Below are 15,171 nucleotides of genomic sequence, written 5' to 3'. Positions count from 1 at the left end.
GGAAACATACGGGTCCCGCGGCACGGAGGGCCGGGCTCGGAAGCATGGAGGAGCCGGCTCGCAAGGTCGCCGCTCGGCCGGTTGCGCGAGCCGGGCGGGACCGGGGCGGGACGGTCGTGGGGTTCGGCGGTGGTCTCCTCGGTGGTGCTCGGTCGTGGCGGTCGGCGGTCATCGGCCGGTCTTCGGGTCCCGGACGAGGCACGCGATCCTGCGGTCGTCGAGTGCCGCGCGGATGCCTTCGCTGTCGAGCCATCGGCCGAGGCGGGTGTGCAGCTCGGCGACCTGGTCGATGGTGAGGCCGGTGACCGGTGTCGGGTCCAGGCACAGCTTCGGCTCGGGTGGCGCGGCGGTGGGGACCAGGTCGGGGCGACGGCGGATGAGGTCGTCGAGCAGGACGCCGCGGTGGTGCTCCTCGACGTGGGCGACCAGGCCCGGTTCGTCGGCGACGGGGTCGACGAGGATGCGCAGCAGCAGGCCGTGGCCGTCGCGCACGAGGCGGGCCCGCCCCGGCTTCGGGCCTTGGCTGCGCCGGGGCCGGAGCAGCGTCTCGGCGAGTGTGGCCACCTCGGCGTCGGTCAGGTGGGCGGCTGCGCGGTCGAGTTGCACGGCCGGGGGATGGAGCCCGGCGGAGACGACGAGGAGACGCCACGGTCGCGGGTGGTGGACGGGCACGAGGTGAATGGTCCAGGCGGGCAACGTCACGGTCGCGACGACCGCCTCGGATTCGGTCACGAGGACTCCATGGTGCGTGTGTGGGGTGGTTGCTGCGGACGGGGGCGGTGCCGCCGCCGGGACGGCACGGGGGAGACCTCCTCCGACCCCTGCCGCCCCCGCCCCGCGGGTGACCCGGTCCGACCGTGTGGGCAATGACCGTCGGACCGGGGCGGTGGCCGCTCGGCACGGCGCGGTTCGGCGACGCCGAGCGGTGGTCGAGCGATCAGGCGTTGCGACGCATGATCGGGCTGCTGCCTTGCTGGATCAGGTAGGCGCCGAGTTGGCGGTACAGGGCTGCGCCCTCGGCGTCGGTGATATCGGGCAGCTCGCGGCCGGGGATCTGTATCCGCACCGGCTCGGAGGCGTTCCCGCTGGGTACAACACGCACGATGTCGTCGAGGGTCGTCTCGTCGCTCATCTCGCTCCCTGTGTCGTGGTCCGACCAGCATGTCGCGAGCATGGCGACGGACCGGGTACGCCTCGTACCCGGTCCGCCAATGCTCGGCAAATCTGTTGTGGTCAGACCCCGATACGACGCGCCATCCGCATTACCGGCTCGCGTGAGGCAAGAAGGTTCCGCCGTTTCGCGGTGGTGACCATGTCACGGACGAGTGGATGCGCGTGCACATACTCGGGCGCGATCCGGTCTGCGTCCAAGAGCGCGCGCATGCTCGCCTCGTCGTCCGAATCCTGAGCATGGGCACGGCCGATGTCGATGTACCGGCGCGCCCTTCGTTCCTTCGGAAGACGAGACAGGTCAATGCCTCGCGCCGCCTCCAACGCCGCGCGGCCGTCGCCGAGTTCGAGCCTGGCCGAGACTCCGAGGAGCGCAACGTTGCCGGGGCCGAACGCGGTCTGGAAGTCGTCCCGCTCTCCCGTTCGCGCCGCTGCCCTTCGGGCCTCGGCCAAGTGGCTTTCGGCGTCCCGCCGTTCGCACCATTGCGCCGCGCCGACTGCCGCGACCAGGTGCAGTGTGCCCCACAGGGACCATGCGGCCATGTCATCGCCAAGCATGCCGTCGAGTTGGTCGAGAGCCGTTCGGATGATGGCGCTTGCCTCGGAGGTGGCGCCTGCCGACATGCACACCTCGGCCTGGGTCCACGCGGCTGCGAGCGACAACAACGGGCTTCCGGCCTCGGCTGCGGCATCGGCCGCCTGCCGAGCCGCAACGGTGGCAAGGTCGATCGCACCGAGCTTCTTGGCCATCATCGCCGCATCGGCGAGTCCTGCCGAGAGGAACCCGGAAGCGGCGAGTCGATCGTCTCCCTCCAGACCCGCAGCCGCCGTCGATGCATCGTCGATCAACGCCGGTAGGAGAAGGCCCAGTTCGCCGAACCGGGCATTCGCCCGGTATCGATGTGCGGTCAGGGTGTCGATGTGGATATCCGCGAGATCCCGCGGAACCCCGGTCACCTGGCCGAGTTGATGCCGAAGGAGCGCACGCCGCAGCGTTGGCATCGCATCGAGGCCCCGAGGTCCGTCGTCGTCGCCGGCCTTCCGCGGCGGCGTGCCGACGAGATCGAGCAGCGAGACGCCGAGCAGGTCGGCGATCGTCAGGATCGTGCTGAATCGGTCGAGTTGCCGGCGCCCGTCCTCGACGCTACGCATCCAGTCGGGTGATCTGTCGAGGGCCGCCGCCATCGCGCGACGGTCGATGCCTCGCTCTTTGCGGAGCGCTTTCACACGCTGTCCGATGCTGAGATCGTGGTCGTCAACCACGGTTCTTCACCTGCCTGCCTGTCGAGCAGGAGCCTCCGGAGGCATGGCCTGCCAGTTGGAAGGTTGCCTTCGTCACGGTACGCCGAGCAGGGATACATCCGGCCTGGCGTAAGCCCTTCGGCCTGCCCTGCGCCGATCTTTTGCCGGTGGATGGGCGATCGGGTACACCCGGTACCAAGGCGCGAGGGTCGATGTTGGTGATTTGCGACCGGCCGTCGTCGCGGATAACCGGTGGACACCACCCGGCGGCAGATGCCCCCAGAGATCAGGCCGACTGCCTGGAGACGATGTCCGAGCGGAGCCGGCGGCGGAGGGAACGCGAGGTGACACCCGTGAGGGTCGCGGGGGACCTTGGGCATCACCGCCGGCCTCCGGTCCCCGACCGCGGATCGGGCGGCCGTACGACCGTGATGGTCGTTCGGCCGCCCGAGGGTGGTGCTGTCGGGCCCGATGTGGAGTCGGGCCCGGGGTCGGTCAGGATTCGCGGCGTGCGCCCGCCGACGGCACCGCCTGGAAGAACCGCGGTGCGGTGAAGCCGCGGGCCGCGAAGGCCTTTTCGACCGCCTCCTCGACCGCCGCGCAGCGGTCCGCGTCGACCAGCGCGATGGCCGAGCCGCCGAAGCCGCCGCCGACCAGCCGGGCGCCCAGCGCGCCCGCCGCCAGCGCGGTGTCCACGGCGGTGTCCAGTTCGGCGCAGGAAATCGTGTAGTCGTCCCGCATCGACGCATGCGACGCGGTCAACTCGGGCCCGATCGCCCGGACATCGCCGGCCTCCAACGCCTCGACCACACGCAGCACACGCGCGTTCTCGGTGAGCACGTGCCGCACCCGACGGCGCAACGGCCCGTCCGGCAGCGCCGCGAGGGCCGCGTCCGGATCGGCCACCTCGCGCAGCGACGGCACCCCGAGCAGTCGCGCCGCCTCCTCGCAGGAGGCCCGGCGCTCCGCGTACCCGCCGTCCACGAGCGCGTGCCGGGCCCGGGTGTCGATCACCAGCAGCCGCAACCCCGCGCTCGCGCAGTCGAACGGGACGTGACTGCCGGTCAGGTCGCGGCAATCGAGGAAGAACGCGTGGCCCGCGACGCAGCCGAGCGAGGCCATCTGGTCCAGCATGCCGACCGGGACGCCCACGAAGTCGGTCTCCACGCGCTGCGCGATCCGGGCCGACTCGACGCGATCCAGGCCCAGTTCGTACAGGTCGTCGAGCGCCAGCACGACCGCGCAGGACAGTGCCGCCGACGAGGACAGCCCCGCTCCCACCGGCACGTCGCTGTCGATCCTGATGTCGGCTCCGCCGATCTCGTGCCCTGCCGCGCGCAGCGCCCACACCACACCCGCCGGGTACGCGGCCCATCCGTCCGGTACGCCGGGCGCCAGGTCGGCGATCGCCAGGTCGACCGATTCGCTCCCGGCGTGCCCGGATGCCAGCCGCAGCCGGCCGTCCGTACGCCGCCCGACGGCGGCACGCGCGGTGTGCGGGATCGCGATCGGCAATACGAACCCGTTGTTGTAGTCGGTGTGTTCGCCGATCACGTTGACCCGGCCCGGCGCCGCCCAGACGCCTTCGACGCGGAACTCGCTCACCACGCCGCCTCGCCGTCCCGCAGGAACGTCCACGCGTCCGCCACGATGTCCTCCAGCGAGGTCCGGGTCGGCCGCCAGCCCAGCACGTCGCGCGCCCGGTCGGCGGCGGCCACCAGCACCGGCGGATCGCCCGCCCGGCGCGGCGCCTCGTGCGCCGGTACCGCGCAGCCGGTCACCGTGCGGACCGCGTCCACCACGTCCCGGACCGAGAAGCCGGTCCCGTTGCCGAGGTTGCAGATCAGGTGCCCGGTCGCGGCGCCGCCCTCGCCGGTCGCGGCGAGCGCGAGCAGGTGCGCGTCGGCCAGGTCGGCGACGTGGATGTAGTCGCGCACGCACGTCCCGTCCGGCGTCGGGTAGTCGGTGCCGTATAGCGCGACCGAGCCGCGGGTGCCGTTGGGCACCTGGAGGGCCAGCGGGATCAGGTGGGTCTCGGTCGCATGCCGCTCGCCGTACCGGCCGTACGCGCCCGCGACGTTGAAGTAGCGCAGACTCACCGCCCGCAGGCCGTACGCGGCGCAGTACGAGGTGATCAGGTGATCGACCGTCAGTTTCGAGGCGCCGTACGGGTTCGTCGGCGCGCACGGCGCGTCCTCGGTGATCGGCGAGACCTCGGGAGCGCCGTAGACGGCCGCGGTGGAGGAGAACACGAAGCGGGTGACGCCGTGCGTACGCAGCGCGTCCAGCAGCGCGAGCGAGCCGCCCACATTGTTGTGCCAGTACCCGGCCGGCCCGGTGACGGACTCGCCGACCAGGGAGGACGCGGCGAAGTGCAGGACCGCGTCGAACGACGGGTCCAGGTGCCGGGCGGCGTCCTGGACCCGGCCCTCGACGAACACCGCCTTGTCCGGGACCGCGTCGCGATGCCCGGTGGACAGGTCGTCGAGCACCACCACGTCGTGCCCGGCCGCGACCAGGTGGGCGGCGACGACGCTGCCCACGTAGCCCGCGCCGCCGGTGACCATGAGCCTCATTCGCCGACCTCCCGCAGTCGTGCCGCCGCGGTCTCCGGCGGTACGTCGCTGATGAACACACCCATCCCCGATTCGCTCCCGGCAAGGTACTTCAGCTTGCCCGGTGCCCGTCGAATCGAGAAAAGCTCCAGGTGGAGCGCGAAGTCGACCCGGCCCGAGCGGACCGGTGCCTGCTGCCATGCGGCGATGTACGGCGCGGGCTCGCCGTCGAAGAGGCGGTCGAAGCGGCCGAGCAGATCCAGGTACATCGGGCCGAACTCGGCGCGCGCGGCCTCCTCCAGCGCGAGCAGGTCCGGCACGCGGCGGTTCGGGTACAGGTGCACCTCGTACGGCCAGCGCGCGGCGGCGGGCACGAACGCGGTCCAGTGCTCGCCCTCGGCCACGATCCGCGATCCGTCGGCCCGCTCCGCGGCGAGCACGTCCTCGAACAGGTTGCGACCGGTGCGGTGCCGGTGCGCGGCCGTGCTCGCGATCATCGTGGCCGTGCGCGGGGTGACGAACGGGTAGGCGTAGATCTGCCCGTGCGAGTGCGGCAGCGTGACGCCGATCTCCCGGCCGCGGTTCTCGAAGCAGTACACCTGCTCGACGCCGGGCAACGCGGACAATTCGGCGGTGCGGTCGGTCCACGCGTCCAGTACCAGGCGCGCCCGCTCGGGGGTGAGGTCCTTGAAGGACGCGTCGTGCTCGGGGGTGAAGCACATCACCTCGCACCGTCCGCCGGACGGCCGGCTCGGGAACGGGTCGTGGTCCCAGCCGGGCTCGGGCCGCCCGGCCGCGGCACCGCCGGCGACGGGATTCGAGGGGTCCTGGCCTGCCTGGGCTGCCTGGGCTGCCTGGCCGGAGGTCGAGGACCCGGACATCGACGGGAAGCGGTTCTCGAAGACGACGACCTCGTAGTCGGCTTCGGCGACCTCGGTGGCCCGCTCGGGCGTGGACGGGCACAGCGGGCACGCGTCGGCGGCGGGCAGGTGGGTCCTGGTCTGCCGGTGCGAGGCGACCACGACCCACTCGTCGAGCAGTCGGTCGTAGCGCATCTCGGAGCCGCTGACCACGGGGGCGAGATCACGCGTGTCGACGGCGGTGCGGACCGCGTCGTCCCGCGTGTCGTAGTAGACGATCTCGCGACCGTCGGCCATGACGGCCTGCGTCTTCTTCATGTATTCAATCTTGCAAAGCTTTCCAAAACTTGTCAATGAGAAAGTCATGACAGCCAGGATGCTTGCCGTTGTCGCGATCCCGCCGCCATCCGCCCGGCCCCACCTGCGGTTTGACAAGTTTCGGAAGGTGTCCGCAAGATGGCGCCCATGCCTGACGACGACACCGACGGTCTGCCCGCCGAAGGCCGCCGCGCCCGGATGGCCGCGACGATCGCGGATCGAGGCTTCGCCAAGGTCACCGACCTGGCCGAGGCGTTCGGCATCTCGCGCGTGACGGTCCGGGCCGACCTGGAGGTGTTGGAGCGCCAGGGCCGGCTGCGCCGGGTCCGCGGCGGCGCCATGTTCACCGGCCGCGATCCCCGGGTCGAGCCGTCCTTCGAGGAGGCGCTGACCTCGGCATCACCCGCGAAGACGCTGATCGGGCAGGCCGCCGCGGCGCTGGTGTCGCCGGCCGAGAGCGTGGTCCTGGACGTGGGTACGACCACCACGTTCGTGGCCCGGGCCCTGGTGGACCGCGACGACCTGCGCGACCTCGTGGTGTTCACCAACGGGCTGACCATCGCCCTGGAGCTGGAGCGGGCCATCCCCCGGTTCTCGGTCGTGGTCACCGGCGGCACCCTGCGGCCGTTGCAGCACTCCCTGATCAATCCGCTCGGCGACCACATCCTGGAGCGCATCCACGCCGACACGGTCTTCCTCGGCTGCAACGGCGTGCACCCCACGGGCGGCATCACCAACGTGAACCTGCCCGAGGCCGAGGCCAAGCGGGCGATGTTGCGGGCGGCCGGGCGTCGGGTCGTGGTCGCCGACGGGTCGAAACTGGGCCGGGTCGAACTCGCCGAGGTGTGCCCGCTGGCGGACATCGACCTGCTGATCACCAGCGGACCGGCCGACCCGGACACGCTCGACGCGCTGCGCGACGTGGGGCTGGAGATCCTGGTCGCCGAGTAGCGGCCGAAGCAACGGGCGGCGCCGCGGGCTCCGGGCGACTCGGTCGGCCGACCTCACCCGGGCCGACCTCGCGCGGATCGGCCCGACCCGAACCGCCTCGACCGCCGACCCGCGTCGGGCCGATCCGCGCCCGGCTGACCCGTGCTTGCGGCGACCCGCGCAGCCCCCTCGCTCGGCCGCCGAATCGACCATGGTTAGGCTGCCCTTGCGAACGGTTCACCCGGCTTCGACCGATTCCGGGTGTCGCAAGAGGGAATCCGGTGCGAATCCGGAACTGCCCCGCAGCGGTAAGTGGGAACGAAAGTCGCCATCACGCACTGGGCCCGGTGATACGGGATCCGGGAAGCGGCGACCGGTAGGAAATCCGGCCACACCCGTGGCGATCGGAACCCGCCCACGAGTCCGAAGACCTGCCGTCGCCCGCGTTCGCCTCGCGCACGCGGACTTCCGGGACCTCGCGGGCGGGTCCGTCGGACGACGGCGCCGCACGGTGTCCGGCGCCGCGCTCCCTCCCGAGTTCCCCGACGAGGACTCGCAAGGGAGAGCTTCGACGATGCCGACACGAATGTTGACACGGACCCCGAAACCGGGGCGGATACCGACACCGAAACCGGGGCGGACACCTGGGCGGATACGGACACCGATACGTGGGCGGATGCCGACGCCGATGGCCCGCACCCGCCCGTGGGCCGCCGCAGTCGCCGCACTCGCGCTGTTCGCGACCGCATGCGGCGGTGCGGTGCAGGACAAGAAGCCGAGCACGCCCGCGCCCGTCGCCTACAAGCCGTACACCGACGCGGACAACTGCGGCGTCACCACGACCTACGACCGGCCGCCGCAACGCGCCGCCACGCTGACCTCCAACGCCACCGAGCTGATGCTCGAACTGGGCCTGGCCGACCGGATGGTGGGCACCGCGTACCTCAAGGGCCGCACCATCGGCGACAGGTACAAGGACGCGTACGCGCGCATCCCGGTGCTCGCCGACGCGCAGCCCTCACTGGAGAAACTGCTCGAAGCCACACCCGACTTCGTCTACTCGGGCTACCCCGACGGCTTCTCGGAGTCGTCCGGCCACACCCGCGCCCGGCTCGGCGAAGTGAACGTCAGGACCCACCTCAACCCCGAGGGCTGCGCCAAGGCGCCGGTCACCTTCGACCGGCTCTACGACGAACTCCGCTCCATCGGCGGCATCTTCGGCGTCCCCGAGCGTGCCGAACGCTCGGTCGCCGAACTGCGCCGACGGCTCGACGCGGTCACCGCGCGGCTCGCGGGCACGACGCCGGTCAAGGTGTTCGTGTACAACTCGGGCGCCGACGCCGCGCAGACCACGGGCGGCAACTCGATGCTCGACGAGATCATCACCCGCGCCGGCGGCACCAACGTGTTCGCCGATCTGAACGAGCGCTGGACCAAGGTCTCCTGGGAGCAGGTCGCCGAACGCAAGCCGGACGTGGTGCTGATCTACGACTACGTGACGCCGTCGGTGGACGCCAAGATCACCACGCTCAGGGCCGTTCCCGTACTCGCCGACGTACCCGCACTGCGCGCGAACGCCTTTCCGGTGATCTCGCTGTCCGTCGCCCAGCCCGGACCGCGCTCCGTGGACGCGGTCGAGGAACTCGCGAAGCAGCTGCACCCCGACCGGTCATGACGATCGATCAGGACCCGACGACGGTACGGGTCGCCATCCTGCGCGGCGGCGGCCCGCCGGCGGTGCCGGACCCGCGCCGCCCGGTCCACGTGCCGGGCGGCCGGGTACGGCTCCCGCTGGTGGTCGGCGCCCTGCTCGTGGCGCTGTTCGCGGCGGCGACGGCCGGGCTGCTGGTGGGATCGGTGCCCGTGCCGTGGTCGGAGACGTGGCGCATCCTCGCGCACCGGATCGGCGGCGACGCGTGGGTGCAACCGTCCTGGAGCCGTGCCCACGACCTGATCATCGCCGACACCCGACTGCCCAGGGTGTTGCTCGCGGCGGTCGTCGGCGCGACGCTGGCCGTGGTGGGCATGGTGATCCAGGCGATCGTGCGCAACCCGCTGGCCGGGCCGGACGTGCTCGGCGTCTCCGCCGGCGCGGCCGGCGGCGCGGTCCTGGTGATGCGCTGGGGCGTGGCGTCGGTCGGCGGCCTGTCGCTCGGCGCGCTCACCCTCAACGCGGCCGCGTTCGCCGGCGGCCTGCTCACCCTGCTCGTGGTGTTCTCGGTGGCCCGCTCCGGCGGCCGGGTCACCGCGGTACGGCTGGTCCTGGCCGGGGTCGCGGTCAGCGCCGTGTTGTCCTCGCTGACCAGCCTGCTCGTGCTCACCTCACCGGATCCGCAACTCGCCGCCCAGGTGCTGTTCTGGACGCTGGGCGGCTTCGGCTCGGCCCGCTGGACGCTGCTGCTCGTACCGGCCCTCGCGCTCGCGATCGGCCTGGTCGTACTGCTCCTCCAGGCGCGCAACCTCAACCTGCTCCTGGCCGGCGAGGAGAGCGCCGCCGCGCTCGGCCTGGACGTCCAGCGGTTCCGACAGGGGATGTTCCTGCTCGCCGCGGTGCTCACCGGGGTCGTGGTCGCGGTCAGCGGGGTGATCGGCTTCGTCGGCCTGATGTTGCCGCACGTGGTCCGGCTGCTGGTCGGCGCCGACCATCGGCGGGCGCTGCCGGTGGCCGCGCTGCTCGGCGCGGTGTTCGCGATCTGCGCGGACCTGGTGGCGCGTACGGTGCTCGCCCCGCAGGAGTTGCCGGTGGGCATCGTGACCTCGCTGGTGGGCGGCCCGTTCTTCGTCTGGCTGCTGCGCCGGGACGCGCGCCGGGAAGCGGGCGCGCGATGAGCGGACCCGCAGCGCGCCTGGTCCTGGACGAGGTCACCTTCGCCATCGGCGACCGAACTCTGGTGGACGCGGTGTCGCTGACCGTGCGGCCCGGCGAGGTGGTCGGCCTGCTCGGTCCCAACGGCAGTGGCAAATCGACCCTGTTGCGCAGCGTGTACCGGGTGAACCGACCGACCTCGGGCCGGGTGCTCCTGGACGACGCGGACGTGTGGACCCATTCGGCGCGCTGGGCCGCGCGGCGGATCGGCACGGTGCTCCAGGACATGCCGACCGACTTCCCGCTGACCGTGCGGGACGTGGTCGCGATGGGCCGCTCGGCACACAAGGGCCTGCTCGATCCGGACGACGCGGCCGACCGGGCGATCGTGACGGCCGCGGTCGAGCTGCTCGAACTCGCCGACCTGACCGAGCGGCCGTTCGCGCTGCTCTCCGGCGGTGAGCGGCAACGGGCGCTGGTGGCACGGGCGTTGGTGCAGCAGCCGGGCCTGCTGGTGATGGACGAGCCGACCAACCACCTCGACATCCACCACCAGCTCGGGTTGTTGCGGTTGGTCCGCCGACTGGGCGTGAGTGTGCTGGTGGCACTGCACGACCTCAACCTGGCGGCGATGTTCTGCGACCGGATCTGCCTGCTGGCCGACGGCCGGCAGGTGGCGAGCGGCACACCGGCGGAGGTCCTGACGGCGCCGACGATCGAGCGGGTGTACCGCATCGACACGGAGATCCGGACGCACCCGCGGACGGGGACGCCGTTGGTGGTGGTGCTGTAGGGACGGGCGCGCATCGAGCGGGTGCGCCGGGTACGCATCGGCGCTGCTTCGGCACCGCTCCGGTGGGCCGACGCGGACGTGCGGAAAGTGAGTACTTGTACGGATGCCCGCGTCGGACCCGCCGCCTAGCGTGACCCGCATGACCTACCCGCCTCCCACCTCGGGCAGCAACGGCGACGGCTTCGCCCGTGCGGCGGCGTTCGTCGTCGGCCTGTTCGCGTTCGTCGTGGTCGCCGTGACCGACCTGTTCGTCCTGATCGGCTTCGGCGGCGCCACCGAATCCTGCGCCAACCAGGCGTGCCGCGACTGGTACGAAACCCGACTGCCCTGGGTCTTCGGCCTGTTCGCGATCAGCTTCGTGACCGCCCTGATCGCGCTGGTGCGGCCCTCCCGCCGACCCGGCGGCCGCCGCGCCACGATCACCCTCCCCTTGGTCCTCGCCGCCATCGCCCTCCAGGCCACCGCGTTCGCCCTGAGCCAGAACGGCCCGGCGGCCTGACGCGGGCTATCCGGCGGCCAGCAGCGGTCGGACCTCCCGGGCCGTGCGGCGCATCGCGGGCAGCAGTTCGGCCGCGGACAGCCGAGCGGGCTGGGTGTGGCACAGGAGATCGGTGGCGTGGGGGTAGCCGGGGTCGGCCAGCAGGGAACGGGCCACGGATTCCGGGGTACCGGTGTACATGTTGCCGATTGCCAGGTAGTCGGCCGGCGTGAAATCGACCGGGAAGCGGCCGGCGGCGTGGGCCTGGGTGATCCACGGGAGCAGGTGCTCGGCCAGGGCGTCCGGCGGGCCGGGGTGGACCGGGCGGGACAGGGCCACCCTGCCCGGGGTGTGGCGGGCCAGGTGTTCCGCCGCCTCGCGGTCGCCCGGCAGCGGGCCGGCGGGGCCACTGGAGCGGCGGCCGGAGAGAATGCCGAGGTCGCGGTCGACCGCCCAGGCGATGCCGTCCGGGCTGCCGGTGCCGAGCCATATCCGGTCGCGCAGCGTGGGTGCGGGTGGGACCAGGTCGGCGCCGGTCAACAGGTCGAGCACGCTGTCCACGGTCTCCCGGAGGCGGGCGTGGCGGCTCTCGTGCGCGATGCCGAACCGTTCGGATGTGGCCGGGTCGGAGCCCGCGCCCAGGCCCAGTTCGAGCCGGCCGCCGCTGAGCGTGTCCAGTACGGCGGCGTCCTCGGCGAGGCGGATCGGGTGCTCGGTCGGGCCCACCACGACCGCCGTGCCCAGGCGGATCCGGGTGGTGCGTTCGGCGATCGCGGCGAGCAGTACGAACGGTGACGGCGACAACGCGCCCTGTGCACCCAGGTGGTGCTGTGCGACCCAGAACGAGTCGTAGCCGAACTCCTCGGCGGCCACCGCGAGTTCGATGGTCTCCCGGTAGACCGTACGGGCGCCGCCGGCGCCGGCCACATGGGTGAGGAAGCCGAGCCGCACGCGTGTCGTCCCTCCGGGCCGGGAGAAGTCCCGGGGGAATTCGCGGGATCGTCCGTTTCCTGCCGATCCTAGAACCCACCCTCGGACCGGCCCGCGCGGGGCCGGACACACGGCCCCGGACACACGTCCCCGGTCGCGCAGCGCCGGATACGCAGGTCCGGACGCGCAGCCCCGGCCACGCGGCGCCGAATGCGCCCTCTCCCGGTCCGCGTACCGTTGGCGCCATGAGCAATCTCGATACCCGACCGACCCTGACCACGTGCGGAGGCCGAGCCGATGTGCCCGGCCAACCCGTCCGCGAGTTGCTGAAGTCGCGCGATGTACAGCTGGGCGAGAGCACCATGGTCCGCCGGTTGTTGCCGAGCCTGGGTCGACGGATGATCGGCGCGTGGTGCTTCGTGGACCACTACGGGCCGGACGACATCGCGGACGAGCCCGGCATGCAGGTGCCGCCGCATCCGCACCTGGGACTCCAGACGGTGAGTTGGCTGCGCGAGGGCAGCGTGCTCCACCGGGACAGCCTGGGCAGCCTCGCCACCGTGCGGCCGGGCGAACTGGGGCTGATGACCTCGGGCCGGGCGATCTCGCACTCCGAGGAGTCGCCGCGCGAGCACGCCCGGTTGTTGCACGGCGCGCAGTTGTGGGTCGCGCTGCCGGACGCGCACCGGCACGTGGACCCGCACTTCGAGCACCACGCCGAACTGCCCTTGGTCACCGGCGGTGGACTGACCGCGACGGTGATCATGGGCACGCTGGACGGGTCCACCTCGCCGGGCACCGCCTACAGCCCACTCGTCGGCGCGGATCTGACCCTGGCGCCGGGCACCGATGTCCGGCCGCCGCTGGAGCCGGACTTCGAGTACGCGGTGATGTCGATGTCGGGCGAGGCCGAGGTGGACGGCGTGCCGCTCACCCCCGGCGGGTTGCTGTATCTGGGCTGCGGGCGGACCTCGCTGTCGATCCGGTCGGCGAACGGGGCCGATCTGATGCTGCTCGGCGGCGAGCCGTTCGCCGAGGAGATCGTGATGTGGTGGAACTTCGTCGCGCGCACCGGCGAGGAGATCACCGCCGCGCGCACGGCGTGGGCGGATGCGTCCGACTTCGGCACGGTGACCGGCTACGACGGGCCTCGGATGGACGCGCCGGCCTTGCCGTCCGTACCCCTGCGGGCCCGGGGCCGGGTGCGCTGAGTCGAGGGCGGGGCGGCGCCGGGCGCACCGAGCCGAAGCGGAGGCCGAGGCCGGGGTCGGCCCTCGATCGCGAGATCGCGAGATCGGCACTCGTCCGGGACGATCCCGCCCCGGGCCGCGCCGCCCACCCGGATCAGCCCGTCGGCGTGGCAAACACCCCCGCCGGGAACGCGCCATTGGCCAGTGCCGTACCGGTCAACATCGCGGCCAGGTCGGTGAGGCGGGCCGTGGCGGTGTCGCCGAGGTGGTCGAACGGGGCGCGGCCGAGGCGGTCGGTGTGTTCCTCGACGGAGCGCCGCAGCGCCCGGCCCGCGTCGGTGAGGGCGCCGGTCGGGTCGACCAGGCCGCGGCCGGCCAGCCGGTCGCGGGCCGCCTCCCACTGCTCGGCGGTCCAGCCGCGGCTGCCCACCGCGAACTCCGGGACGAACCCGCGTCCGGTCGCGGTGTGCGTGAACAGCGCCTCGATGCCGTCCAGTTCGGCCTCGACCAGGGCCATCAGATGCCCGTCGCCACGATATTCCCGGATCAGCGTGGCGGCGTGCCACAGCGCCTGGTGCGGGTGTTCCGCCGGGTCGGGCGGGTCGAGTTCGGCGTATGCCGCGTACAGCACCCGGCCCTCCGGCCTGCCCGCCCGCGCGCAGGACAGGGCCAGGTCGGCCGCCTCGCGCAATTCCGCCGAGCGGATCACGTCCTCGCCCAGGATCCGACGCAGCGCCCGGTCGACCACCCGCATCCGGGCCGCGTGCACCGCCTCCGGGGCAGCCAGTTCCCAGGCGGCCGGGATGTGCCTGCCGATCAGGTCCGGGCCGAAGTTGTAGAAGGTCGCCCGCACGGTGGCCGCGCCGACCGCTCCCATCGGCGCGGCCCGGGACGCGAAGTAGCCCATCCGCCCCTTCTTCAGCCCGATGGCGGCGAACTCGACGTCGCCTTCGGGCGCGAAGTAGACGAGCGAATGCAGCGGGTTCAGTACGTTGTGGCAGCGCCTGCCGGTGCGAGCGTCCATGCCCCGACCGTAACCATCAGCGGATGCTCGCGACAGTACGCCGGGCCGCCTCCACGATCTCGTCCAGGTGACCCCCGTGCGCGCCGTGCCAGTACACCCGGTCGCACGCAAGGCAGCGGGCGAACGAGTCCACCTTGTCCAGCGTGCCCGCCTCGACCTCGGACTCGACCTCCTCGCGCGTCGCCGCCCGCAGCTCGCCGTTGCACGCCGTACAGCGCGTCCAGGGCGCGAGCGGCAGCGCGAACCGGCGCAGCAGGTCGTCGAGTTGGCCGTCCGCGCGGATCCCGTAGACGTATGCGCCGAACCACAGGTTCTTGCGCCGGAGCAGGCCACGGTCCTGGGTGAGCAGCACCCGGCGTTCGGCGTTGGCCTGGATCACCAGGGTCGGGTCGTCGCAGTCGTTGTGGTAGGCCGTATCGATCCCGACCAGGCGCATCCGGCGGGCCAGTGCGCCCAGGTGCACGTCGAGCAGGAAACGCGGCGGCGTGTCGGCGTACTCCGGGATGGCCTGCGGGCGCCGGATCGGCAGCACGTCCACCACCTCGCCGCCGACCGGTCGGTGTCCCGGCCCGACCTCCCGGCCGTTCACCAGCAGGCCGCCGACCTCGGGCAGCGGCGGTCCGGCCGACTCCACCAGGTGTCCGATCGTCGAATCACCGTCGGCGGGGATGCTCACCGGCAGGCCGCGCAGCCTCGGCGGCAGGAACTGTTGCAACTCGGCGGGGATCTGAAGCAGCACATCCGATCGATTCACCCGGTCAGCATCCCATCGGGGACCCGCGCCGCGCCCGGAGTTTCCGGGCCCGTCGATCACGGGGCGGGGCCGGCCCGCCGATCCCGGGAAACGCCGAGCACGCCCCGTCGGGTGTCGAATC

Annotated in this window: 15 protein-coding genes and 1 riboswitch; of the genes, 6 read left to right on the top strand and 9 right to left on the bottom strand. The window is 72.3% G+C overall.

Features of this window, described 5'->3' with window-relative positions; genetic code table 11:
- Positions 1-168: 168 nt before the first annotated feature.
- The 6 genes from ACZOOI_RS19755 to galT form a co-directional block, all read right to left on the bottom strand.
- Positions 169-732 (bottom strand): hypothetical protein, encoded by a 564-nt coding sequence (locus ACZOOI_RS19755; protein ID WP_465277101.1) that lies wholly within the window; start codon positions 730-732, stop codon positions 169-171.
- A 205-nt stretch (positions 733-937) separates the two neighbouring features.
- Positions 938-1,132 carry a hypothetical protein gene (locus ACZOOI_RS19750; protein WP_465277100.1) on the bottom strand — a complete coding sequence of 65 codons (195 nt, stop codon included), beginning with the start codon at positions 1,130-1,132 and terminating at the stop codon, positions 938-940.
- 101 nt (positions 1,133-1,233) lie between these two features.
- Positions 1,234-2,433, bottom strand: a complete 1,200-nt coding sequence (locus ACZOOI_RS19745) for a helix-turn-helix domain-containing protein (RefSeq protein WP_465277099.1) — start codon at positions 2,431-2,433, stop codon at positions 1,234-1,236.
- A 474-nt stretch (positions 2,434-2,907) separates the two neighbouring features.
- The gene (gene galK / locus ACZOOI_RS19740; protein ID WP_465281241.1) at positions 2,908-4,020 is read right to left on the bottom strand and encodes a galactokinase; all 1,113 of its coding nucleotides are present in this window, start codon (positions 4,018-4,020) and stop codon (positions 2,908-2,910) included.
- On the bottom strand, positions 4,014-4,979 hold the full coding sequence (galE, locus tag ACZOOI_RS19735; RefSeq protein WP_465281240.1) for a UDP-glucose 4-epimerase GalE: 966 nt from the start codon (positions 4,977-4,979) through the stop codon (positions 4,014-4,016). The genes galK and galE overlap by 7 nt, the downstream gene beginning before the upstream one ends.
- A gap of 5 nt (positions 4,980-4,984) precedes the next feature.
- The gene (gene galT / locus ACZOOI_RS19730) at positions 4,985-6,145 is read right to left on the bottom strand and encodes a galactose-1-phosphate uridylyltransferase (RefSeq protein WP_465277098.1); all 1,161 of its coding nucleotides are present in this window, start codon (positions 6,143-6,145) and stop codon (positions 4,985-4,987) included.
- 147 nt (positions 6,146-6,292) lie between these two features.
- Here galT and ACZOOI_RS19725 point away from each other — a divergent pair, with 147 nt between their 5' ends.
- From ACZOOI_RS19725 to ACZOOI_RS19705, 5 genes are all read left to right on the top strand, one after another.
- The gene (locus ACZOOI_RS19725) at positions 6,293-7,096 is read left to right on the top strand and encodes a DeoR/GlpR family DNA-binding transcription regulator (RefSeq protein WP_465277097.1); all 804 of its coding nucleotides are present in this window, start codon (positions 6,293-6,295) and stop codon (positions 7,094-7,096) included.
- Positions 7,097-7,290: 194 nt separating this feature from the next.
- Positions 7,291-7,528: riboswitch (cobalamin riboswitch) on the top strand.
- Between the two features lie 235 nt (positions 7,529-7,763).
- On the top strand, positions 7,764-8,750 hold the full coding sequence (locus tag ACZOOI_RS19720) for an ABC transporter substrate-binding protein (protein WP_465277096.1): 987 nt from the start codon (positions 7,764-7,766) through the stop codon (positions 8,748-8,750).
- Positions 8,747-9,904: a FecCD family ABC transporter permease gene (locus ACZOOI_RS19715; protein WP_465277095.1), complete on the top strand. Its 1,158-nt coding sequence runs from the start codon at positions 8,747-8,749 to the stop codon at positions 9,902-9,904. The genes ACZOOI_RS19720 and ACZOOI_RS19715 overlap by 4 nt, the downstream gene beginning before the upstream one ends.
- Complete coding sequence (locus tag ACZOOI_RS19710) at positions 9,901-10,674, top strand: ABC transporter ATP-binding protein (protein ID WP_465277094.1); 774 nt, start codon at positions 9,901-9,903, stop codon at positions 10,672-10,674. The genes ACZOOI_RS19715 and ACZOOI_RS19710 overlap by 4 nt, the downstream gene beginning before the upstream one ends.
- Before the next feature lie 139 nt (positions 10,675-10,813).
- Entirely contained in the window at positions 10,814-11,173 is a 360-nt protein-coding gene (locus ACZOOI_RS19705) for a hypothetical protein (protein WP_465277093.1), read from the top strand.
- A 6-nt stretch (positions 11,174-11,179) separates the two neighbouring features.
- On the opposite strand, the gene ACZOOI_RS19700 is transcribed toward ACZOOI_RS19705, so the two are convergent.
- Entirely contained in the window at positions 11,180-12,103 is a 924-nt protein-coding gene (locus ACZOOI_RS19700; protein ID WP_465277092.1) for an LLM class flavin-dependent oxidoreductase, read from the bottom strand.
- Between the two features lie 224 nt (positions 12,104-12,327).
- Between ACZOOI_RS19700 and ACZOOI_RS19695 the strand changes: the two genes are divergently transcribed.
- Positions 12,328-13,293, top strand: coding sequence for a pirin family protein (locus ACZOOI_RS19695; protein WP_465277091.1), 966 nt, complete (start codon positions 12,328-12,330; stop codon positions 13,291-13,293).
- A 133-nt stretch (positions 13,294-13,426) separates the two neighbouring features.
- On the opposite strand, the gene ACZOOI_RS19690 is transcribed toward ACZOOI_RS19695, so the two are convergent.
- Together ACZOOI_RS19690 and ACZOOI_RS19685 are read right to left on the bottom strand one after the other, a co-directional pair.
- Positions 13,427-14,296, bottom strand: coding sequence for an SCO6745 family protein (locus tag ACZOOI_RS19690; protein WP_465277090.1), 870 nt, complete (start codon positions 14,294-14,296; stop codon positions 13,427-13,429).
- 16 nt (positions 14,297-14,312) lie between these two features.
- Positions 14,313-15,050, bottom strand: a complete 738-nt coding sequence (locus ACZOOI_RS19685; RefSeq protein WP_465277089.1) for a Mut7-C RNAse domain-containing protein — start codon at positions 15,048-15,050, stop codon at positions 14,313-14,315.
- Positions 15,051-15,171: the final 121 nt, after the last annotated feature.

Source organism: Embleya sp. L77 (assembly GCF_055557415.1).
Note: the sequence above shows the minus strand (reverse complement) of the source record. Positions and strands in the feature narration are given on the sequence as shown.